24 protein-coding genes and 1 tRNA gene are annotated in these 21,494 nt (G+C 70.8%); 9 read left to right on the top strand and 16 right to left on the bottom strand.

The genetic code is table 11. The annotated features are described in order from the left end of the window. Positions 1-46: 46 nt before the first annotated feature. The 5 genes from groL to HQM25_RS05145 all read right to left on the bottom strand — a co-directional run bounded on the left by groL (position 47) and on the right by HQM25_RS05145 (position 4,065). Positions 47-1,666, bottom strand: a complete 1,620-nt coding sequence (groL, locus tag HQM25_RS05165; RefSeq protein ID WP_172989272.1) for a chaperonin GroEL — start codon at positions 1,664-1,666, stop codon at positions 47-49. A gap of 169 nt (positions 1,667-1,835) precedes the next feature. Further along, positions 1,836-2,036 carry a cold-shock protein gene (locus tag HQM25_RS05160; protein ID WP_172989271.1) on the bottom strand — a complete coding sequence of 67 codons (201 nt, stop codon included), beginning with the start codon at positions 2,034-2,036 and terminating at the stop codon, positions 1,836-1,838. Between the two features lie 132 nt (positions 2,037-2,168). Continuing rightward, complete coding sequence (locus HQM25_RS05155) at positions 2,169-2,750, bottom strand: LytR C-terminal domain-containing protein (RefSeq protein WP_172989270.1); 582 nt, start codon at positions 2,748-2,750, stop codon at positions 2,169-2,171. 72 nt (positions 2,751-2,822) lie between these two features. After that, positions 2,823-3,050, bottom strand: a complete 228-nt coding sequence (locus HQM25_RS05150) for a DUF3263 domain-containing protein (protein ID WP_172989269.1) — start codon at positions 3,048-3,050, stop codon at positions 2,823-2,825. 10 nt (positions 3,051-3,060) lie between these two features. Further along, entirely contained in the window at positions 3,061-4,065 is a 1,005-nt protein-coding gene (locus tag HQM25_RS05145) for a DUF2332 domain-containing protein (RefSeq protein ID WP_172989268.1), read from the bottom strand. A gap of 86 nt (positions 4,066-4,151) precedes the next feature. On the opposite strand from HQM25_RS05145, the gene msrB reads away from it, so the two are divergent. Continuing rightward, positions 4,152-4,559, top strand: a complete 408-nt coding sequence (msrB, locus tag HQM25_RS05140) for a peptide-methionine (R)-S-oxide reductase MsrB (protein ID WP_172989267.1) — start codon at positions 4,152-4,154, stop codon at positions 4,557-4,559. Between the two features lie 17 nt (positions 4,560-4,576). After that, entirely contained in the window at positions 4,577-5,158 is a 582-nt protein-coding gene (locus tag HQM25_RS05135; protein WP_172991519.1) for a nitroreductase family protein, read from the top strand. A 37-nt stretch (positions 5,159-5,195) separates the two neighbouring features. On the opposite strand, the gene HQM25_RS05130 is transcribed toward HQM25_RS05135, so the two are convergent. From HQM25_RS05130 to HQM25_RS05120, 3 genes are all read right to left on the bottom strand, one after another. Beyond that, on the bottom strand, positions 5,196-6,146 hold the full coding sequence (locus tag HQM25_RS05130; RefSeq protein WP_172989266.1) for a DMT family transporter: 951 nt from the start codon (positions 6,144-6,146) through the stop codon (positions 5,196-5,198). Further along, positions 6,146-6,221: transfer RNA gene (locus HQM25_RS05125), tRNA-Thr, on the bottom strand. Before HQM25_RS05125 ends, HQM25_RS05130 begins: the two co-directional genes overlap by 1 nt. Before the next feature lie 53 nt (positions 6,222-6,274). Next, on the bottom strand, positions 6,275-7,234 hold the full coding sequence (locus tag HQM25_RS05120) for a DsbA family protein (RefSeq protein WP_172989265.1): 960 nt from the start codon (positions 7,232-7,234) through the stop codon (positions 6,275-6,277). 251 nt (positions 7,235-7,485) lie between these two features. Here HQM25_RS05120 and HQM25_RS05115 point away from each other — a divergent pair, with 251 nt between their 5' ends. Then, positions 7,486-8,589: an ABC transporter ATP-binding protein gene (locus HQM25_RS05115; protein ID WP_172989264.1), complete on the top strand. Its 1,104-nt coding sequence runs from the start codon at positions 7,486-7,488 to the stop codon at positions 8,587-8,589. 72 nt (positions 8,590-8,661) lie between these two features. After that, a complete protein-coding gene (locus tag HQM25_RS05110) occupies positions 8,662-9,969 on the top strand; it encodes a DUF4032 domain-containing protein (RefSeq protein ID WP_172989263.1) in 1,308 nt (435 codons plus the stop codon). A gap of 47 nt (positions 9,970-10,016) precedes the next feature. Here the strand turns inward: HQM25_RS05110 and HQM25_RS05105 are convergent, their stop codons facing one another. The 3 genes from HQM25_RS05105 to cysS are packed head-to-tail and all read right to left on the bottom strand — an operon-like array spanning position 10,017 to position 13,072. Beyond that, positions 10,017-10,658, bottom strand: coding sequence for an NAD(P)-dependent oxidoreductase (locus HQM25_RS05105; RefSeq protein ID WP_172989262.1), 642 nt, complete (start codon positions 10,656-10,658; stop codon positions 10,017-10,019). A gap of 1 nt (position 10,659) precedes the next feature. Next, positions 10,660-11,661, bottom strand: coding sequence for a 23S rRNA (guanosine(2251)-2'-O)-methyltransferase RlmB (rlmB, locus tag HQM25_RS05100; RefSeq protein ID WP_172989261.1), 1,002 nt, complete (start codon positions 11,659-11,661; stop codon positions 10,660-10,662). Further along, complete coding sequence (cysS, locus tag HQM25_RS05095; protein WP_172989260.1) at positions 11,654-13,072, bottom strand: cysteine--tRNA ligase; 1,419 nt, start codon at positions 13,070-13,072, stop codon at positions 11,654-11,656. The genes rlmB and cysS overlap by 8 nt, the downstream gene beginning before the upstream one ends. A 61-nt stretch (positions 13,073-13,133) precedes the next feature. On the opposite strand from cysS, the gene HQM25_RS05090 reads away from it, so the two are divergent. Both HQM25_RS05090 and HQM25_RS05085 read left to right on the top strand, forming a co-directional pair. Beyond that, positions 13,134-14,066, top strand: a complete 933-nt coding sequence (locus HQM25_RS05090; RefSeq protein WP_172989259.1) for a DMT family transporter — start codon at positions 13,134-13,136, stop codon at positions 14,064-14,066. 1 nt (position 14,067) lies between these two features. After that, on the top strand, positions 14,068-14,535 hold the full coding sequence (locus HQM25_RS05085) for a GNAT family N-acetyltransferase (RefSeq protein ID WP_254359554.1): 468 nt from the start codon (positions 14,068-14,070) through the stop codon (positions 14,533-14,535). Positions 14,536-14,557: 22 nt separating this feature from the next. On the opposite strand, the gene ispD is transcribed toward HQM25_RS05085, so the two are convergent. Both ispD and HQM25_RS05075 read right to left on the bottom strand, forming a co-directional pair. After that, a complete protein-coding gene (gene ispD / locus HQM25_RS05080; RefSeq protein WP_172989258.1) occupies positions 14,558-15,766 on the bottom strand; it encodes a 2-C-methyl-D-erythritol 4-phosphate cytidylyltransferase in 1,209 nt (402 codons plus the stop codon). Between the two features lie 62 nt (positions 15,767-15,828). Further along, positions 15,829-16,311, bottom strand: a complete 483-nt coding sequence (locus HQM25_RS05075; RefSeq protein WP_172989257.1) for a CarD family transcriptional regulator — start codon at positions 16,309-16,311, stop codon at positions 15,829-15,831. Between the two features lie 117 nt (positions 16,312-16,428). On the opposite strand from HQM25_RS05075, the gene HQM25_RS05070 reads away from it, so the two are divergent. Continuing rightward, entirely contained in the window at positions 16,429-16,926 is a 498-nt protein-coding gene (locus HQM25_RS05070) for a DNA modification methylase (RefSeq protein ID WP_254359553.1), read from the top strand. A 66-nt stretch (positions 16,927-16,992) separates the two neighbouring features. On the opposite strand, the gene HQM25_RS05065 is transcribed toward HQM25_RS05070, so the two are convergent. Together HQM25_RS05065 and HQM25_RS05060 are read right to left on the bottom strand one after the other, a co-directional pair. Continuing rightward, positions 16,993-17,676, bottom strand: a complete 684-nt coding sequence (locus HQM25_RS05065; RefSeq protein WP_172989256.1) for a response regulator transcription factor — start codon at positions 17,674-17,676, stop codon at positions 16,993-16,995. Then, entirely contained in the window at positions 17,673-18,914 is a 1,242-nt protein-coding gene (locus HQM25_RS05060) for a sensor histidine kinase (RefSeq protein WP_172989255.1), read from the bottom strand. Before HQM25_RS05060 ends, HQM25_RS05065 begins: the two co-directional genes overlap by 4 nt. 165 nt (positions 18,915-19,079) lie before the next feature. Here HQM25_RS05060 and phoU point away from each other — a divergent pair, with 165 nt between their 5' ends. Then, positions 19,080-19,763 carry a phosphate signaling complex protein PhoU gene (gene phoU, locus HQM25_RS05055; protein ID WP_172989254.1) on the top strand — a complete coding sequence of 228 codons (684 nt, stop codon included), beginning with the start codon at positions 19,080-19,082 and terminating at the stop codon, positions 19,761-19,763. 64 nt (positions 19,764-19,827) lie between these two features. Here phoU and HQM25_RS05050 read toward each other — a convergent pair whose 3' ends face one another. Continuing rightward, positions 19,828-20,583 carry a phosphoglyceromutase gene (locus tag HQM25_RS05050; protein ID WP_172989253.1) on the bottom strand — a complete coding sequence of 252 codons (756 nt, stop codon included), beginning with the start codon at positions 20,581-20,583 and terminating at the stop codon, positions 19,828-19,830. Positions 20,584-20,650: 67 nt separating this feature from the next. Here HQM25_RS05050 and HQM25_RS05045 point away from each other — a divergent pair, with 67 nt between their 5' ends. Further along, on the top strand, positions 20,651-21,478 hold the full coding sequence (locus HQM25_RS05045; RefSeq protein WP_172989252.1) for a class I SAM-dependent methyltransferase: 828 nt from the start codon (positions 20,651-20,653) through the stop codon (positions 21,476-21,478). Positions 21,479-21,494 lie beyond the last annotated feature (16 nt).

Below are 21,494 nucleotides of genomic sequence, written 5' to 3'. Positions count from 1 at the left end.
CCCGAGCCGCATCAACGCCGCTGCGCGGCATTCGATCCGTCTCGCGTCAGAAATCCATACCACCGGTCGGGTCGCCGGCGGGAGCCGCGACCTTCTCCGGCTTGTCGGCGACGACGGCCTCGGTCGTGAGGAACAGGCCGGCGATCGACGCGGCGTTCTGCAGCGCCGAGCGGGTCACCTTGGCGGGGTCGATGATGCCCTGCGCGAACATGTCGCCGTACTCGCCCGTAGCGGCGTTCAGGCCGTGGCCGGCCGGCAGCTCCGAGACCTTGTTGGCGACGACGCCCGGCTCGAGACCGGCGTTGAGCGCGATCTGCTTGAGCGGGGCCTCGATCGCGACGCGCACGATGTTCGCACCGGTCGCCTCGTCGCCGACGAGCTCGAGGGCGTCGAGCGCCTTCTTGCCCGACTGGATGAGGGCGACGCCACCACCGGGGACGATGCCCTCCTCGACGGCTGCCTTGGCGTTGCGCACGGCGTCTTCGATGCGGTGCTTGCGCTCCTTGAGCTCGACCTCGGTGGCCGCGCCCGCCTTGATGACGGCGACGCCGCCGGCGAGCTTGGCGAGGCGCTCCTGGAGCTTCTCGCGGTCGTAGTCGCTGTCGGTGTTCTCGATCTCGCGACGGATCTGGGTCACGCGACCCTCGATCTGCGCCTGGTCGCCGGCACCCTCGACGATGGTCGTCTCGTCCTTGGTGATGATGACCTTGCGCGCACGGCCGAGCAGGTCGAGGGTGGCGTTCTCGAGCTTGAGACCGACCTCCTCGGTGATGACCTGGCCGCCGGTGAGGATCGCGATGTCCTGCAGCTGCGCCTTGCGACGGTCGCCGAAGCCGGGAGCCTTGACGGCGGCCGACTTGAAGATGCCGCGGATCTTGTTGAGCACGAGGGTCGCGAGAGCCTCACCCTCGACGTCCTCGGCGATGATCAGGAGCTCCTTGCCGTCCTGGATCACCTTGTCGACGATCGGCAGAAGGTCCTTGATGTTCGAGATCTTCTGGTTGGCGATCAGGATGTAGGGGTCCTCGAAGACCGCTTCCTGACGCTCGGGGTCGGTGACGAAGTAGGGGTTCAGGTAGCCCTTGTCGAAGCGCATGCCCTCGGTGAGCTCGAGCTCGGTGCCGAAAGTCTGCGACTCCTCGACGGTGACCACGCCCTCCTTGCCGACCTTGTCGATCGCCTCGGCGATCAGCTGGCCGATCTCCGGGTCTGCGGCCGAGATCGATGCCGTGGCGGCGATCTCGTCCTTGCCCTCGACCTCCTTGGCGCCCGCGAGCAGCTCAGCGGTGATCGCTGCGACAGCCTTCTCGATGCCGCGCTTGAGCGAGATGGGGTCGGCGCCTGCGGCGACGTTGCGAAGGCCCTCGCGGACGAGTGCCTGGGCGAGGACGGTAGCCGTGGTCGTGCCGTCACCGGCGACGTCGTCGGTCTTCTTGGCGACCTCCTTGACGAGCTCCGCGCCGATCTTCTCGTACGGGTCGTCGAGCTCGATCTCCTTGGCGATCGACACGCCGTCGTTCGTGATGGTGGGGGCGCCCCACTTCTTCTCGAGCACGACGTTGCGACCGCGCGGGCCCAGGGTCACCTTGACCGCGTCGGCCAGGATGTTCAGGCCGCGCTCGAGGCCACGGCGGGCCTCCTCATCGAAAGCGATGATCTTTGCCATGTGTGTGTCGTCCCTCCCGGACGTTGGCTTTCGGTCTTTAGCACTCACCGATAGCGAGTGCTAACACATTCTGGCACTCGACCCTATCGAGTGCAAGCCACGTGCATCCGGGGGAAGCGAAAACGCGCGCGCCCGGTCGACGGGCGCGCGCGCAGGAAGGGTGGGGGATCTAGACGATGCGGACCGATTCCGCCTGCGGGCCCTTCTGACCCGAGCCGACGGTGAACTCGACGGTCTGGCCCTCTTCGAGGACGCGGAAGCCGGTCATGTCGATGTTCGAGTAGTGCACGAAGACGTCCTGTCCATCCGTCACCGTGATGAAGCCGTAGCCCTTCTCGGCGTTGAACCACTTGACGGTGCCCTGGGTCATGCTGTTCTCCTGTTGCTGGTGGGACTGCGGCCATCGTATGCACCCGTTCTGCCCCGTACGGGCCCGCAGGCGAACTGTTGACACGCATGCATCGAAGTTTTTACCGCGGCGAAACACACGCGGATCGATGCCTCAGGATTCGGGCGTCTGCGCGGCCGGAGCGTCGGTGCGATCCAGACCGACCACCACCGTCAGCTGCCGCGCCTCGGGGTCGTCGGCGGGCTGGTAGACGCTGCTCTGCTCGATGCGGGCGCCGCCGATCGCCTCGGCGAGGCCGGCTGCCGCGGCCTGATCGGCCTCGGTCGCGTAGTACACCGTCGTCTCGGGGAAGTCGTCGGTGCCGGCCTCGCTGGCCAGCACATCGTCGGCCGGCCAGCCGGCGTTCACGACGGCGTCCTTCGTCTGGGTGGCCAGACCGCTCTGCGGCGTCGCGTTGAGGACGAGCACCTCGTAGGTGGTGTCGAGCACCGGGACGACCGTCGCGGTCGGACTCGCCTCCACGACGGGCGCGCTCGTCGGGAACAGCGTCACGCGGCCGGAGGCCAGCAGCGTCGCGAACACGCCGAGCGCGATGAGCACGATCGTCGCCCCGACCGCCCACATGAGCACCACCCAGCGGTGGATGTGGGGGTTCTCGGCGCGGTGGGCGCCGACGCGACCGGTGTCGGAGGGGAGGTCGTCGAAACGATCCTTCGGGTACGACGGGTGCGGCACCCCCCGATGCTATCGGGAGCCGCCCGGGAGCTCTGCGAACCCGCCGACCGGCCGCCCCTCCGAGCGCCGGACCTACCCCGCCGAGCGGTCTCCCTCGTCGCGGAGGCGGCGCAGCCGCTTGACCAGCATCGGATCGTGCCGCTGCGCCTCGACGGTGTCCAGCAGGCGCCCGAGCAGCTGGTAGTACCGCGCGGGGGCGAGCCCCAGCTCCGATCTGATCGCGTCTTCCTTGTCGCCCGCGTGCCGACGCCACTCGGCTTCGAAGTCCAGAACGGCGCGGTCGCGGTCGGTGAGGGGCACGTGCTCCACGCTAGCGGCGTGCCGCCTCCACACCCGCGCGCCACTCCACGAACGCGCCGAGCGGGTCGACCGAAGCCAGTGGCGCGGCGTCGCGGGCGAGCACGAAGCCGCCCCACGCATCGATCGGGAGGGGTGGATGCCACGCCGCGTCGAGCGCGGGGGGATCGATCGTCACCCACGTGACGTCGGCGCCGCGAAGGGTCGCGCGGATGCGCTCGCGCCCGGCGCGCGGCACGTGCGGCAGCACGCCGGGCGTGGTCACCACGGTCGGGATACCGGCGGGCGCCGACGCGATGAGCGCCCGCAGCGTCTCCGGCTCCGCGGCATCGCCGGCCACGATGCGGGGCAGGTCCGCGGCCACGATGTCGAGGGCGGCCTCCACCCGCTCGGCCCGTCCCTCCTCCCCCGGCCAGACCAGGGCGCGAAGGAACGCACGGTCCTCGGGCGAGGCCGCATCCAGGGGCTGCAGGTCGATCCCGGCGCGCCACACGATCTCGGGCATCCGCAGGGGCGGCGCGCCGGTCACCCGGCATTCCAGTCGCACGCGCGAGGGCCCGTCGGCCGGATCGAGGTCGACGACGTCGCGATCGTCCCGATAGCGATACGAATAACGGTCGGGATACAGGCACAGACCCGCGCTCGCGCCGATCTCGATGAGCGCGATCGGCCCGGGGATCGTCGCCAGCGCCGGCAGCAGCGCCGCGCACCGCTGCGGCTCGTTGGTCTGCAGTCCTCGCCGCGCAGCCTCGGCCACGACGGCGTCGGCGTGCCGGTCGAGCCAGGCTGCCCAGGCGCCGAATCCGTCCTCGGGCGCGCCGAGCATCCGCGTGATCGCGAACACCAGCGGCGGCTGGCGGCGGGTCGCGGGGATGCGGGCGAGGATCCGCGCGGTCGCGTCGTCGTCGGCGACGCCTGCCGCCCACTCGCCGTACAGCGCGGAGCGCCCGGGCGCCTCCTCCCGGGCGAAGCGCGCGTAGCGCTCGATGACGGCTGCGGTCTCGGCATCCACGTCCACCCGCCCATTCTCGCGGGCGTTGCCCAGCCTGGCGGGCCCGCAGCGGGTGCGGCTGAGGTTGAATGGAGTGGTCGTAAGGAGAAGTCATGACATATGCCGTGGACAAGAGCGACGAGCAGTGGCGCGAGGAGCTGACTCCGGCGCAGTTCGCCGTGCTTCGCGAGGCGGGCACCGAGCGCCCCTGGACCGGTGAACTGCTCGACGAGAACCGCGCCGGCCTCTACACGTGCGCGGCGTGCGGGACCGAGCTGTTCCAGAGCGGCACGAAGTTCGATTCGCACTGCGGGTGGCCGAGCTTCTACGAGTCGATCCGTCCCGAGGCCGTGGAGCTCATCGAGGACCGCAGCCACGGCATGGTGCGCACCGAGGTGCGCTGCGCGAACTGCGGGTCGCACCTCGGACACGTCTTCCCCGACGGCTTCGGCACGCCCACCGGCGACCGCTACTGCATGAACTCGCTCTCCCTCGACTTCACGCCGGAGTCCGGCGAGTGAGCAGCGCCCTCGAGGCGATGCGGTCCCGCCGCTCGTGGTCGAAGGTGACCGAGGCCGCCCCCACGCACGCGGAGCTGCTCGAGCTCGTCGCCGCCGCGGGGCGGGTCGCCGACCACTCCTCGCTGCGACCGTGGCGCCTGATCGAACTGCGCGGCAGCGACCGGGAGACGCTCGGTCGCGCGATCGCGAAGGCCGAGGGCGAGAAGGGCGTGTCGTCCAAGCCGCAGCGGGCACCTCTGCTCATCGCTGTCGTCGCCAGCTACCGCAAGAGCGGCAAGGTGCCGCGCTGGGAGCAGGAGGCCGTCGCCTCCGGCGTCGCCCACGCGCTCAGCCTCCTGCTCGACGAGGCGGGGTGGGGCGTGCTGTGGCGCACCGGCCACTACACGCGCTCCAAGGCGGTCGCCAAGGCCCACGGGCTCGGTGCGGACGAGGAACTGCTGGGCTGGCTGTACGTCGGCGGCAAGCCATCGGGCCGCCCTGGCCGCCGAAAGCCGGTGGATGCCGCCCGCCACCTCTCGCGCATGCCGGGCGCCCACGGCTCCGCCGCCGCGAAGCAGGGCAAGAAGTCCAAGAAGAGCAAGAAGAGCAAGAAGAAGTAGTCCGGCGCCGCGGGGCGCGCGACGCAGGAAGCGGCCCTCACGCCGCAGCGCGACGCGACCACGGAGCCGCGGCCACGACCACCGACAGCAGCGCGACGGCGACCATCGCCAGTTCCTGCCACATCCCGGGACTCGACGGCGCCGGCCACAGCGCGTCGAGGATCACCGAGCTCACGAGCTGGCCGACCACCGCGCCCAGCCCGAACAGCAGCACGCCCGTGTACGGCACGATGGCCGCCGAGAGGAAGATGTACACCACGCCGATCGCGCCGCCGGTGTAGATCCACCATTCGCCCGGGAAGGCGCGCGGCGCGCCGCCGGTGGCCACGCCGATGGCGGCCGCGGCGACGAGGATGAGCGTTCCGCCCGCGAAGTTGACCAGCGTCGCCGTCAGCGGCGTCCCCACGCGCTGGCGGAGCCGGCCGTTGGTGGCCTGCTGCCACGCGATGCCGACGCCGGCGAGGAACGGCAGCACGAGCATCCACCAGGGAACAGCGGCGACCCCGTCGCCGACGAGGGCGATGGCCACCGCGCCGAGCGCCAGCGCGCCGCCCGCCACGCGGGGCAGCGTCACCGCCACCACTCCCGCCGGGCCGTAGCCCACCCGATCCAGGACCAGCCCGCACACGGTCTGTCCGGCCACCACGCCGACGGTGAACAGCGAGACGCCGATGATGCCCACGGCCACGCCCTGGGTCGCGACAGTGAGGGCGCCGGCGGCGCCGCCCGCCAGCATCCACCACGGAATGGCCCGGGCGCGCACGCCGTCGGACAGCGCGCGCCATCCGCGGCGCCCTGAGGGCACGACGGCCGACAGCACGACGAGGATCGCGAGGCCCGATGCGAACGAGACGGCGGCCGCGGTCAGTCCGTCGTCGAGGCGCAGTCCGAGCTGACCGTTCACCCGCGCCTGCAGCGCCGTCAGCGCGCCGACCACGCCGGCCCCGGCGAGGGCGACCCACGCGGGAAGACGATGCGGTGGCTCCATGGAGCCGACTACGGGACTCGAACCCGTAACCCCCTAATTACAAGTTAGGTGCGCTACCAATTGCGCCAAGTCGGCAGGAGGCCCAGTCTACCGGCGCCGCGCGGCCCTCGAGGCCGAGGGCGGACCGGTCACGGAGTGGCGCTGGGCGTCGTGCTCGGCGACGGCGAGGGGGTCGCCTTGTAGTAGGCGTCGCTGGCGATCGTGAGCACGAACTGCGCGAACTCCTTGGGGTCGTCGAGCGCGCCGACGTACGGCGTGCCGTTGACCAGGACGGTGGGCGTGCCGGTCAGGGCGAGGTCGTCGGTGCCGGGGAGGCCGTCGAGCGCGCGCTGGGTCGCGGAGCGGGCCCACGACATGTAGTCGTGCTCTTCGATGCACTCCCGCACGACCTTCGGCGAGGTCGCGCCGCGCGCCTGGGCGAGGTCGGCCAGCTCCTGATCGGTGTACCCGTCCGAGTCGACCTCGGGCTGGTTGGTGAGCAGCTCGTTGTTGTACGCGAAGAACGAGTCCGGCGAGTGGGTCGCCACGCACGCGGCGGCGCTGGCGGCGCGCTGCGAGTACTTCGTGCCGTTCGACTTCGAGGTGAGCATCGCCACCGGGTAGTAGGTCAGGGTCGCGGCATCCTGGCTGACCCACTTCGACAGCTGCTGCACGTTGGCGAGCTGGAAGTCGCGGGAGCCGGTCGACAGGTAGTCGACGTACACGCGGATGTCGACGCTCGCGCGCTCCGCGGTCGGGCTGGGAGACGCCGTGGCGGTCGGCGTCGGGGTGGCGGTCGCGGTGGCGGCGACGTCGGCCTGCGAGCCCGAGCCTTCGCTGGCGAGGGCGACCCCGGTCAGCGCGGTCACGGCGAATCCGTCGTCGGTGACGTTCGCGGGGCTCAGGAGGGGCTTGGATGCCGAGGATGAGACGGCCCACGTCACCACGACCGCACCGACCGTGACCAGCGCCACCAGCGTGGTGGCCAGGGTCGCGGTGCGGATCGCGCGGGCTCGCTTCTGGCGCGCCTGCACCTGCAGCGCCTTCTCGCGCACGGCGCCGCGGCGCTCGCTCGGGCCAGACGCGTTCGATGACTCGTCGCTCGACATGGGACCTCTCGGGACGGTGTGGGGCCGGTGATCCGGCGGGAGGCGCCGGGGGCGACGCACTGGGAAGGAGACTAGTCAGGCAGTCTGGGAAATGCCCAGACGGACTCTCCATGCCAGCCGTATCGTCGGGGGTGGGCGCCGGTCCGTGCCATACTGTGGTAGCGCCCGACGGCGGGCGTGCGGGATAGCCCCCGCTCATCCATCACTACGGATCGTCCGGCACGTACCTGCCGGTGAAGGAGAAGAGAACCATGGCGTCAGTCACGTTCGACAACGCAACTCGCCTGTACCCCGGGGGCACGCGCCCCGCAGTGGACAAGCTCAACCTCGAGATCGCCGACGGCGAGTTCCTCGTTCTCGTCGGCCCCTCCGGCTGCGGAAAATCCACCTCGCTGCGTATGCTCGCCGGCCTCGAAGAGGTCAACTCGGGCGCCATCCGCATCGGCGAGCGCGACGTCACCGACGTTCCGCCGAAGGACCGCGACATCGCGATGGTCTTCCAGAACTACGCGCTCTACCCGCACATGACCGTCGCCGAGAACATGGGCTTCGCCCTGAAGATCGCCGGCATCGGCAAGGAGGAGCGCGCCCAGCGTGTGCTCGAGGCCGCCAAGCTGCTCGACCTGGAGCAGTACCTGACCCGCAAGCCCAAGGCGCTCTCGGGCGGCCAGCGTCAGCGTGTCGCCATGGGCCGCGCGATCGTGCGCCAGCCGCAGGTGTTCCTCATGGACGAGCCGCTGTCGAACCTCGACGCGAAGCTGCGCGTGCAGACCCGCACCCAGATCGCGTCGCTGCAGCGCCGCCTGGGCGTCACGACCGTCTACGTGACCCACGACCAGACCGAGGCGCTCACCATGGGCGACCGGATCGCCGTGCTCAAGGACGGTCTGCTCCAGCAGGTCGGCACGCCGCGCGACCTCTACGAGAAGCCCAGCAACGTGTTCGTGGCCGGCTTCATCGGCTCGCCCGCGATGAACCTGTTCCCGGTGCACCTCGTCGAGGGCGGTGTGGAGTTCGGCAACAAGATCGTCAGCGTCGACCACGAGACGCTCGGCAAGGCCCACGGCTCCGAGGTCACCGTCGGCGTGCGTCCCGAGGACATCGTCGTCGCCCCGGAGGACGGCAAGGGCCTGTCCGTCGTCGTCGACCTGGTCGAGGAGCTCGGCGCGGACGGCTACCTGTACGGCCACACCGACATCGCCGGCAAGCGCACCGACATCGTCGCGCGCGTCGATGGTCGCCGCCACCCGATGGCCGGCGACACCGTCGTGCTCGCCCCGATCCCGGGCCACGTGCACGTCTTCGACGTCGAGAGCGGCGAGCGTCTCACCGACAAGGCGATCGCCTCGGCGTAAGCACATCGCATCGGCAACGGCGCGGGCGGGAGTTCCTCCCCCCGCGCCGTTGCGCATCACCCCGGGGGTTCCATGTCGGACGCTCTGAGCATCACGGCGCGCAGCGTCGATCCCGCCCTGCTGACACTCCCGTGGGCGACACCCCTGGCCGAGTGGCCGTCGGATCGCATCGTCTATCTCCCCAAGGGCATCTCGCGCCATCTCGTGCGCTTCGCCAACCTGTCGGGACGGGTCGTCGCCATCAAGGAGACGACGGCCGAAATGGCCCGGCGAGAGTACGACATGCTCGGGAACCTCTCCCGCCTGGACGCGCCCTGCGTCGAGCGGGTCGCGGTCATCGCCGGCCGCACCGACGCGAACGGCGAGGCGCTGCCGGCAGCGCTGGTCACGGCGCACCTGCGGTTCTCGCTCCCCTACCGCGCCCTGTTCACGCAGGTGCTGCGGCCCGACACCGCCACGCGACTGGTCGACGCGCTCGCGCTGCTGCTGGTGCGCCTGCACAACGTGGGCTTCTTCTGGGGCGACGTGTCGCTGTCGAACACGCTCTTCCGCCGCGATGCCGGCGCCTTCGCCGCCTATCTGGTCGACGCCGAGACCGGCGAGCTCCACGAGGCGGGGCTGACTCCCGGCCAGCGGGAGCACGACCTCGACGTGGCCCGCACGAACATCGCGGGCGAGATCATGGACCTCGAAGCGGGCGGACGCCTCGAGGGCGGGGTCGATGCGATCGCCATCGCCGACGGCATCGTGTCGTCGTACCGGGCGCTGTGGGCCGCGCTCACCGACCGCGAGACCTTCCGCGCCGACGAGTCGTGGCGCATCACCGAGCGCGTCCAGCGCCTCAACGACCTCGGTTTCGACATCGACGAGATGTCGATCCAGACGATCAGCAACGGCACGCGCGTCTCGATCCAGCCCAAGGTCGTGGATGCCGGCCACCACCAGCGACGGTTGCTGCGGCTGACCGGGCTGGACGTCGAGGAGAACCAGGCACGGCGCCTGCTCAACGACCTCGACGAGTTCCGCGCGCGCATCTCACGCCTGGGCGACGACGAGGAAATGGTCGCGCACGAGTGGCTCACCCGCGTGTTCGAGCCCGTCGTGAAGGCGATCCCGTGGGATCTGCGCGCCAAGCTCGAGCCCGCCGAGGTGTATCACCAGGTGCTCGAGCACCGCTGGTACATGTCCCAGTCGCGCGGACGCTCCGTGCCGCTGGCCGAGACCCTGACGAGCTACGTCGACGAGGTGCTGCGGCACCGCCGCGACGAGGCGACCCTGATGGGGCCGCCCACCGAGACGGTGTCGCTGAGCGTCATCACCTCGCCGGTGCCGATCGATGCCGACGAAGACGACGGGATCGACTGGCGCGACCTCGTCTGAGTGCGGGCTCGGGCCGCGGCCGTCCCGCGAACTCGACCCGCCCGACCTCAGTACCCGACGGTGAAGCGCTGCCGGGAGTGTCGCGGGTTCTCGATCTCATCGACGACCGCGACGGCCAGGTCCGGACCCGAGATGAAGGACTCGCCGTCGGCGTCGGTGACCAGCACGTCTCCACCGTCGCGGTAGGTGCCGGTGCGCTCGCCCGGGTTCCACGCGCCGAAGCCGCCCGCCGGGTGGACGTAGAACCAGTCGTGCCCTCCGTCGGAGTCCTGCAGGTCCTCGAGGATGCCGATCGCCTCGAGCGCCTCCGGCTTGTACTCGTCGGTGAACGACGGCTGGTCGACCAGGCGCTCACCGCCGGGCGCGATGAGGCTGCCGCCCGCTCCGCCGATCACGCCGATGCGCACCTCGGTCGGCAGCTCCGCGATCAGCGTCGCGACGTTCGAGCGGACCTTGCCCACCATGTCGCCGCGGGCGGGCACAGCCGCGACGACGACCTCGACGCCGTCCAGTCGCGCGGCCAGGTCCGAGGGCGCCAGCAGCGAGCCGACCAGGTAGGTCGTGCCCTCGACGCGCTCCGACGGCAGCCGGCGACCCACCGAGACCACCGTGTGCCCGCGGCCCACGGCCTCGGCGACGATGTGGTGTCCGGCGTAGCCGTTGCCTCCGATGACGGCGATGCGGGTCATGTCATGCTCCTTCTGCGCGGAGGGTGGCGACCTGATAGAGAGCCACCGATGCGGCGATGCCGGCGTTGAGCGACTCGGTGGCGGCGGAGATGGGGATCGAGACGATCTGGTCGCACGTCTCGGTGACCAGACGCGAAAGCCCCTTGCCCTCCGAGCCCACGACGATGACGACGGGGCGGTCGGCCAGCTCCAGCGCGGGCAGCGACACGTCGCCGCCGCCGTCCAGGCCGAGCACGAACACGCCCTGCTTCTTGAACTCCTTGAGCGTGGTGGTGAGGTTCGCGGCCATCGCGACCGGCACGCGCGCCGCCGCGCCGGCGCTGGTCTTCCAGGCCGCCGAGTTCACACCGGCCGAGCGACGCTGCGGCAGGATGATGCCCTGCCCGCCGAAGGCAGCCGTCGAGCGGATGATCGCGCCGAGGTTGCGGGGGTCGGTGATGCCGTCGAGGGCGACCAGCAGCGGCGTCTGGCCGCTGTCGACAACCTTCTCCAGGAGATCCTGCGGGTGGGCGTACTCGTAGGGCGGCACCTTCAGCGCCACGCCCTGGTGCACGCCGTCGAAGCCGGCCATGCGGTCGAGTTCCTGACGGGTGACCTCGAGCACCGGGATGTCGCGGTTGGTCGCGATCGACAGCATCTCCTTGACGCGATCGTCCATCTCCACGCGCTGCGCGATGTAGAACGCCGTCGCGGGGATCTTCGCCCGCAGCGCCTCCAGCACGCTGTTGCGCCCGGTGACCGTCTCGGTGTCGTCGCTCGCCTTCGCGCGCGGACCGCGGCTCGAGCTTCCGCCCTGCGGCTTCTGACCCGGCTTGCCCTTTCCGCCCGCGGCGGCATAGCGCTCCTGAGCCGCCTTGCGCTTTCCGGCGACGTGCCAGGCGCGGTCCTCGGCCTTGGGGGTCGGGCCCTTGCCCTCGAGCGCCTTGCGGCTGTGACCGCCGGTGCCCTTCTGGGGGCCCTTCTTCTTGCTGTTGCCCGCTCCGGGGCGGCCTGGCTTAGCCATCGAGACTCCAATGTGTTCCGTCGGCGCTGTCTTCCAGCGCGATCCCTGCCGCGGCGATCGCATCGCGGATGCGATCGGCCGCGGCCCAGTCCTTCTCCGCCCGCGCCGCGGCGCGCTGGGCGATCATCGTCTGCACGAGCGTGTCGAGGGCGGATGCCGCGCCCGATCCGTCTGCGGTGGTCCACGGCGCCTCGAGCGGGTTCACCCCGAGCACCGACGTCATCGCGGAGACCTGTCCAGCCGCGCGTGCGGCGGCGTCGGTGTCGCCGGCGTCGAGGGCGACGTTGCCCGCCCGTACGGTCTCGTGCACGACGGCGAGGGCCTGCGGAACCCCCAGGTCGTCGTCCATGGCGACCGCGAAGGCCTCGGGCAGCTCCGCGTCGGCGTACCGCCCCGGGTGGCCATCGGCCCTCGCCGCCCGCTCGAGGAACGTCCGGATCCGATCGAGTGCGGCGTCGGCCTCGTCGAAGGTCGATTCGGTGATGTCCAGGCTCGACCGGTAGTGCGCCGCCCCGAGGGCGTACCGCACCGTGAGCGGGTCGCGGACCGAGAGCACGTCGTCGGCGAGGATGAAGTTGAACAGCGACTTCGACATCTTCTGCCCGCCGACGGTCACCAGCCCGTTGTGCACCCAGTAGCGCGCGAACGCGTCGCCCGCCGCCGTCGACTGGGCGAGCTCGTTCTCGTGATGCGGGAACCGCAGGTCGAGCCCGCCTCCGTGGATGTCGAACTGGGCCCCGAGGTAGCGGCGCGACATCGCCGAGCACTCGATGTGCCAGCCCGGCCGGCCCGGCCCCCACGGCGAGTCCCACGTCGCCGACGCCGGCTCACCCGCCTTCGCGCCCTTCCACAGCGCGAAGTCCCGCGCGTCCCGCTTTCCGCGCGGATCGGCGTCCTCAGCCGCTTCCATCGCGTCGATGCTCTGGTTGGTGAGCGAGCCGTAGTCCCCCCACGACCGCACGTCGAAGTAGACGTCTCCGGCGGCATCCGTCCCGGGGTCCGCGGGGTAGGCGTGACCTGCGTCGATGAGCCGCTGCACCATCTCCTGCATCTGCGGAATGGATGCCGTGGCCCGCGGCTCGTACGTCGGGGGAAGGATCCCGACGGCGCCGTAGGCGCGCGTGAAGGCGAGCTCCATGCGATAGGCGAGCGCCCACCAGGGCTCGTCGTCGGAGGCGTTGGCCAGCACCTTGTCGTCGATGTCGGTCACGTTGCGCACGAAGGTCGTGCGCCCGAACCTGTGGGAGAGCCATCGACGGAGGATGTCGAAGCTCAGCGCACCGCGGAGGTGCCCGATGTGGGGGCCCGACTGCACCGTCGGACCGCAGACGTAGATCGTGACATTCGCGGGGTCGATCGGCACGAAGTCGCGCAACGCCTGCGCCTTGGTGTCGTAGAGCCTGACGGTCACCGGTACAGCCTACCGGCGCGCACCTGCAGACTCCCCGGCCGCCGCACGGTAGAACTGTCCTGTGCATGTGCTCGCCGTCCTCGCCGCTGCGCTCCTGTTCGGGACCACCGGAACCTCTCAGGCGCTCGGACCCGATGACACCACGCCGCTGTCCATCGGCGTGATGCGCATGGTCATCGGCGGAACCGGGCTGGCGCTGCTGGCGTTCACCCTCGCCGCACGACATGCCCGTCGGCGCCCGCCCAGCGAAGCGGCCCTGCGCCTCGGCCTCGCACCGCTGTCGCTCATGATCCTCACCGGCGCGTGCCTGGCGCTCTACCAGCCGCTGTTCTTCCTCGGCACCGAGCGCAACGGCGTGGCGGTGGGCACCGTGGTGGCGCTCGGGTCCGCGCCGATCCTCGCGGGACTGCTGGAGTGGGCCCTCACCCGCCGCGTCCCCTCCGGCACCTGGATGATCGCGACCGCACTGGCCACGCTCGGCGTGGTGTTCCTCGGTGTCGGCGGCTCCGCCGACGCCGCCGGAGCCGGCACCGACCCGGTAGGGCTGCTCGGCTCGATCGGAGCGGGGGCCTCGTTCGCCGTCATCGCGAACGCGCAGCGCCGGCTGCTGGATGCCGGGTGGGATCCGTTCACCGTCGTGGGCGCGATGGGCGCGAGCTCGGCGGCGCTGTGCGCCCTGGCGCTGCCCTTCGTCGACGTGTCGTGGCTCTCCTCGCCGGGCGGGTGGCCGATGGCGCTGTGGCTGGGGCTCGCCACGATCTCGATCGCCTATGTGCTGTTCACGTGGGGTCTGAGCGGGCTCACCGCCGCCACCGCCGCCACCCTCACCCTCGGCGAGCCGCTGACTGCCGGCATCCTGGGCATCACCGTGCTGAGCGAGCGCCTCTCCGTGCTCGCGATCATCGGGCTCGTCGTGCTCGGAGCCGGACTGGCCCTCCTCGCGTGGGGCTCGCGTCAGCCGCGCGACGCCGAGCCGTTCGCGGTGGAGGGCTGAGGTGCGCCCGGGCCTCACGATCCGTCCCGACGATCTGACCGGCCAGGCCACGCTGCGGCTGATCGCGCGTCACCTCGCGGGAATGCACGACTCGTCGCCGGCGGAGAGCGTCCACGCCCTGGATGCCGCCGCCCTGACCCACGAGTCGATCTCCTTCTGGTCAGCGTGGGAGGGTGACCGGCTCGCGGGCATCGGCGCGCTCAAGACGCTGGATGCCGCGCGTGGCGAGATCAAGTCGATGCGCGTCGACGACGCCTTCCTCGGCCACGGGATCGGCCGTGCGCTGCTGCGCCACATCATCGCGCAGGCACGGGTACGCGGCATGACGAGTCTGTGGCTCGAGACGGGCTCGACACCGGAGTTCGCGCCGGCGGTGCGCCTGTACGCGAGCGAGGGGTTCCGGGAGTGCGGACCTTTCGACGGGTACGCACTCGATCCGTTCTCCGTGTTCATGACCCGCACGCTCTGAGCACGGCGGCGGAACAACCGCCTCAGACCGGCAGGATCAGCGCCACGGCGTACGCAGCCACCCCTTCGCCGCGACCGGTGAAGGCGAGGCCGTCGGTGGTGGTCGCCGACAGGGTCACGGGCGCTCCCCCGAGCGCCGCCGACAGCGCCTGCTCGGCGTCGGCGCGCCGGCCCGCCAGCCGCGGCCTGTTCGCCTGAAACTGCACGGCGACGTTGCCGATGCGGAAGCCCGCCTCGGCGACGAGCGCGTGCGTACGTGCGAGGAAGGCGTCGGCGTGCGCCCCCGCGTACTCGGGGCGGTCGGTGCCGAAGTGCGTGCCGATGTCGCCGAGCCCCGCCGCCGACAGCAGCGCGTCGACGATGGCGTGCGACACCGCGTCGCCGTCGGAGTGACCGGAGAGCGCACGCTCGCCCGGCCAGTGCAGTCCGGCCAGCCACAGATCGCCCTCGCCGCCGTAGCCGTGCACGTCGGTGCCGATTCCGATGCGCGGCAGCGCCGGAGCGCGCTCCACGGACGGCGCCCGATGGGCATCCCTGCGCGGGGCGACGAGGCCGCGCGCCCGCTCGAGGTCGGCGGGCGTCGTGATCTTGAACGCGAGGTCGTCGCCGTCGACCGCGGCCACGACGTGCCCGCGGGTCGCCACGAGCGCGGCATCGTCGGTGAAGTCGGCGGTCGCGGCGGCATATGCCTCGACCAGCACGTCACGGCGGAATCCCTGCGGCGTCTGGGCGGCGGAGAGTTCGGCCCGGTCGACCACCCCCACCACGACCCCTGACTCGACGCGCTTGATCGTGTCGACCACCGGCTGCACCGGGAGCGCGCCGGGGTGCCCGTCCTCGATGGCGTCGACGACACGGGCGAACACGTCCGGAGGCGTGAGCGCGCGGGCCGCATCGTGCACCAGCACGATCTCGACCTCGGCCCACACGGCCGCCAGACCCGCATCCACGGACGACTGCCGGGTCGCGCCCCCGGTGACGACCGAGACGAGATCGCGGCGCGTGCCGGCCGCGTCATACGCCTCGGTCAGCGCGTCACCCTCGCGCCCGGCGGGCGCCACGATCACGACCTGCGCGAGCGGCGCGGCGAACACATTGCCGAGGCAGTGCCGCAGGATCGTGCGGTCATCGATGCCGACGAAGGCTTTCGGAGCATGCGCCCCGAGTCGCGTCCCGGAGCCGCCGGCCACGACGATGACGGCGATGCGGGGAGAAGGGGTGATGGTCACCATGACACGCTACTAGCGCGCATGACAGAAGCACCGCCGTCTCCGGCGGTGCTTCTGTCACAGTCTCAGCTGGCGAGGACCTCGTCGAGGAGGACGCTGGCCTTCTCTTCGTCGGTCTTCTCCGCCAGCGCGAGCTCGGAGATGAGGATCTGCTTCGCCTTGGCGAGCATGCGCTTCTCACCCGCGGAGAGCCCGCGATCCTGGTCGCGGCGCCAGAGGTCGCGCACGACCTCGCTGACCTTGATCACGTCACCCGAGGCGAGCTTCTCGAGGTTCGCCTTGTACCGGCGCGACCAGTTGGTCGGCTCCTCGGTGAACGGCGCGCGAAGGACCTCGAACACGCGCTCGAGCCCTTCCTTGCCGATCACATCGCGGACGCCGACGAGATCGACGTTGTCGGCGGGAACCTCGATGGTCAGGTCGCCCTGGGTGACGCGGAGCTTCAGGTAGACCTTCTCTTCGCCTTTGATGATGCGGGTCTTCACTTCAGCGATCGTGGCTGCCCCGTGGTGGGGGTAGACGACCGTTTCGCCAACCTCAAAAAGCATGGAGTTATGTCCTTTCGGCAACCTACAGGATAACACAGGCCCCATACGCTAAGGTTCGCCGCCCACCCCTCCGCCGGGCATCCATGCCGAACCGCGGCGACCCCCTAGAATGCAAGGGTGCCGTCAGCCGATCTGGGAGGATCCGTGAAATCGCGTCTCATCGCGTCGACCATCGTCGGCGCAGCCATCGTCTTCGCGACCACGGGCTGCACCTTCATCACACCGCAGTCCACCGAGATCGAATACTCGGCCTCCGACGGCGTCAACGTCCCGCTGGAGGGTCAGGTCGCGATCCGCAACGCGCAGATCGTCGCCACCGAAGACGGCGCTGAGGGCAACTTCATCGCCGCTTTCGTCAACGAGTCCGACGAGTCGGCCACCGTCAACATGGAGTTCGGCGAGGGCTCCTCGGTGATCCGCCAGACCGTGCGCATCCCGGCGAACTCGAGCGTCAGCCTCGGCGTCGACGGCGAGGAGCCGCTACTCCTGGAGGGTCTCGACACCGCTCCGGGCGAGGACATCCCGGGCTACTTCGAGGTCGGCGACGCGAGCAGCCTCATCTCGGTCCCGGTCCTCGACGGCACGCTCCCCTACCTGGAGCCCTACGTCCCCTGAGTCTCATCGGAAGGGGCCGCATCCGCGCAGGCGGATGCGGCCCCTTCCGCATTCGTTCGTGCGGCCTCAGCCCTCGAATCGGTACCCGAGGCCGCGCACGGTCACGAGCATCGTGGGCTCCGACGGCGTCACCTCGATGCGCGACCGGATCCGCTTGATGTGCACATCGAGGGTCTTGGTGTCGCCGTAGTAGTCGCTCCCCCACACGCGATCGATGAGCTGGCCCCGCGTGAGCACGCGGCCCGAATTGCGCATCAGCACCTCGAGCAGCTCGAATTCCTTCAGCGGCATGCTGATCTCGCTGCCCGCGACCGCCACGGTGTGACGGTCGATGTCCAGCACCACGCGGCCACCGTCGAGCACCCGCTCCTCGAGGTCGGGCTCCGCAGGCGCGTGGCGCCGCAGCACGGCGCGCATGCGCGCCAGCAGCTCTCTCGACGAGTACGGCTTGGTCATGTAGTCGTCCGCGCCGAGCTCCAGCCCCACCACGATGTCGACCTCGGTGTCCTTCGCGGTCAGCATGATGATCGGCACGGTCGAGGTGATGCGGATCTGCCGGCACACCTCGGTCCCCGGCATCCCCGGAAGCATCAGGTCCAGCAGGACGATGTCGGCCCCCTGCTCGCGGAAGACGGCGAGCGCAGCCGGACCGTCCTCGGCGATGTCGACCTCGTATCCTTCGCGGCGCAGCAGGTAGGCCAGCGGATCGGCCAGGTCCGGCTCGTCCTCGACGATCAGGACGCGTGTCATGCGGGTTCTCCGTTTCGGGGTGCGGCCGTGGCGACGGCCGAGTGGTACGGGGGCGTCGACTCGATCGCCCGCTTGCGCTTCTTCTTGGGCTTGCGTCGGGGCGCCGGCTGATCGGGGGGCGTCTCGCCCTGCGGGAGGCGGATGGTGAAAGTGGAACCTCGTCCGGGCCTCGACCACACGCGCACCTCGCCGCCGTGGCGCTGGACGGCGTGCTTGACGATCGACAGCCCCAGCCCCGATCCGCCCGTGCGCCGCGAGCGCGCCTGATCGGCGCGGTAGAACCGCTCGAAGACCCGATCCTGATCCGCCTCGGAGATGCCGATGCCGCGATCGGTGACGGCGATCTCGACGACGCCGTCGACGGCGTTCACGCCCACGCCGACGTCGCTGCCCGCCGGCGAGTAGGCGATCGCGTTGGAGAGCAGATTGCCCACCGCTTCGCTCAGCACCTGCGCGTCGCCGCGCACGTGGAGCCCGCGCCATCCCCCGCGCTTGAGCGTCACGCCGGCGGAGGCCGCCTGCACCGCGTGGGCGTCGATCGCCCACGCGACGATCTCATCGACGGCAACGTCGTTGTCGGCCGTGAGGTCGTCGGCCGCCTGCAGCCGTGAGAGGTTCATGATGCGCGAGGTGAGACCGGCCAGCCGCGCCGCCTCCGCGGTGAGCCGCGAGGCGAAGTCGCGGACCTGCTCGGGGTCGTCGGCGGCCGACTCGATCGCCTCGGCCAGGAGGCTGACCGCGCCGACCGGGGTCTTCAGCTCGTGACTCGTGTTGGCCACGAAGTCACGGCGCATCTGCTCGACGCGCTCTCGCTCGGTGATGTCGCGCAGCACGAGGAGGGTCAGCCGCGGCGAGATCCGGCTGGCGCGCACGGCGACCAGACGGGGCTCGGCCGGCGGCGCTCCCCGGCGCAGACGCAGCGTGTCGGTGGCGGTCACCTGCGAGTCGCGCACCGTGCGCACGAGGGCGCGGAGCTCGTTGGGCAGGGCCGATCCCTCGGGCAGGCCGAACGGGACGGCGGAGACCGATGCCGCCTGCACCGTGTACGAGCGGTCCGCGACGACCACCGGGTCGTCCATGCCGTGCAGCACCTCGCGCACGCCCTCGGGAATCACGGTCGACGATTCGACCCGGGCCCGATCGCGGGCTCGCAGAGCCAACACGAGCACAGCGGCAACGGAGCCGCCGATCACGACTCCCGCGAGGAGTGCGAGCAGCGCGAGCTGCGTCGTATCCATGGACTCACTGTAAACGGCCGCAGTGCGCCGCCACGCCCCGTGACACCCGTCGGCGGCCGGCGCGGCTACTATTCACTCCCACGGCACCGTTCGTTTACTTTCGGCGGTGAGAATCACGGGGCGTCTGCGCCCCGAGCAGTGCGAACCCAGGAAAGGTGCGTCCGAATGCGCGAAGTCTTCCACCAGTCACTCGAAGACGTCCGGCACCGACTCGTCGAGATCTCGGAGCTCGTCACGGTCGCGATCGACAAGGCGACCCGCGCCTTCGCCACGAGCGATGTCACGTTGGCGGAGGAGGTCATCGAGAACGACGCGGTGATCGATGAGAAGGCGCTGTCCCTCGACGAGCTGGCGATCGAGATCCTCGCCCGTCAGCAGCCCGTCGCCCGCGATCTGCGCATCGTCGTCAGCGCGCTGCGCGTGAGCGCCTCGCTCGAGCGCATGGGCGACATCGCCGAGCACATCGCCCAGCTGACCCGCATGCGCTACCCCGAGCGAGCGATCCCGAAGGGCCTCAAGTCGACGTTCACCAAGATGGGCGAGCTCGACGTCGAGGTGGCCGAGAAGCTCACCGAGCTGCTGCGCACCGAGGAGCTCGCCCTCGTCGCCGAGCTGCGCAACGCCGACGACAAGCTCGACGAGCTCCACGTCTCGGTCTTCGAGAAGGTGCTCAGCGACAGCTGGCAGGGTGAAGCCAGCGCGACGATCGACGCGACCCTGGCCAGCCGCTACCTCGAGCGCTTCGGCGACCACGCCGTCTCGGTCGCCAAGAAGGTCTCCTACCTCGCGACCGGCGACTGGCGCACCGAGACCGACACCGTCGACGTGATCGCGTTCCCCTCACCCTGACACAGGCCAGAACGAGAGAGACCGGATGCCGCGGCATCCGGTCTCTCTCGTTCTGGGGGCGCGCTCAGCCCTTCTGCGCACCCTGGTTCGCCACGGCCGCGGCACCGGCTGCCGCGGCGTCGGGGTCGAGATACTCCCCCGGTGCGAGCGGCCGCAGGTTCTCGTCGAGCTTGTAGACCAGCGGGATGCCGGTGGGGATGTTCAGCTCCGCGATGTCGGCGTCGCTGATCCCGTCGAGGTGCTTCACGAGTCCGCGCAGCGAGTTGCCGTGCGCCGTGACCAGCACGGTCTTGCCCGCCTGCAGGTCGGGGACGATGTCGCTGTGCCAGTACGGCAGCATGCGGTCGATCACGAGCTTGAGCGACTCGGTGTGCGGCACTTCGCCGTCGATGCCGGTGTAGCGGGGGTCGTCGACCTGGCTGTACCGGTCGTCGGCGGGAAGCGGCGGCGGCGGCACGTCGAACGAGCGACGCCAGAGCATGAACTGCTCCTGGCCGAACTCCTCGAGGGTCTGCGACTTGTCCTTGCCCTGCAGGGCGCCGTAGTGGCGCTCGTTGAGGCGCCACGTGCGCTTGACGGGGATCCAGAGCCGATCCGCGGTGTCAAGGGCGATGTTCGCGGTCTGGATCGCACGGCTGAGAAGCGAGGTGTGCAGAACGTCGGGCAGGATGCCGGACTCCGCGAGCAGTTCGCCGCCGCGGGCGGCCTCAGCCTCGCCCTGCTCGGTGAGGCGGACATCCACCCACCCCGTGAACTGGTTGGTCTTGTTCCACTCGCTCTGGCCGTGACGAAGGAGGATCAGCGTGTAGGGCGCGGTCATGGGGCCATGATATCGGCGGGAGCGCCGCGCATGCGGCCGTACGGGCAACGGCTGGCATCATGGGGTGATGGGCACCGCGGGAGCGCCGATCGGGCAGATCACCCGGGGCACCACCGGGACCAATCGTCTCCGCCGGGTCGACCGCTGGATCGCCCGTCATCCCGTGCTCCGTCGCGCCGCCGATCCCCTCGTGGTCGACCTCGGCTACGGTGCGAGCGCCGTCACGCCGCTCGAGCTCCACGCCCGGCTGGCCGGCGCCCGGCCCGATGTGGAGGTGCTGGGGCTCGAGATCGACCCCGCGCGCGTGGCGCGGGCGCGCGCTCAGCTGGCGGCGGTGCAGGCGGGACGCACCTCGTTCGCCCCCGACGCGCGGGTGTCGTTCGGGCGGGGCGGGTTCGAGGTGCCCGTCCCCGGCGGACGCCGGCCCGCGATCATCCGGGCCTTCAACGTGCTCCGCCAGTACGACGAGCACGAGGTCGCCGCGGCGTGGGAGTCGATGACCTCGCGGCTGGCTCCCGAGGGTCTGCTGGTGGAGGGCACGTGCGATGAGCTGGGCAGGATCGCGACCTGGGTCGCGCTGGGCGCCGACGGGGCGCCGCGCACGCTGACCGTGTCGCTGCGCCTGGCCGGGCTCGAGCATCCCTCGATCGCCGCGGAGCGGCTTCCCAAGGCGCTCATCCACCGGAATGTCGCCGGGGAGCGGGTGCACGCATTCCTCACGGCGCTCGACGTGGGCTGGGAGCGTGCCTCCGCGGTCTCGACCTTCGGCCCGGTGCACCGCTGGCAGACGGCGATCGAGGGGCTGTCAGCGGCCGGCTGGCCCGTGCGCGAACGCGGGCGCTGGCGGCTGGGCGAAGTCACCGTGCCCTGGGAGGCGGTCGCGCCGTCGGCGTGAGCGTGCGCGCGCTGAG

It is taken from the genome of Microbacterium hominis, assembly GCF_013282805.1.
GTDB classification, from domain to species: Bacteria; Actinomycetota; Actinomycetes; order Actinomycetales; family Microbacteriaceae; genus Microbacterium; species Microbacterium hominis_B.
This window is presented reverse-complemented; position numbering and strand designations above follow the sequence as displayed.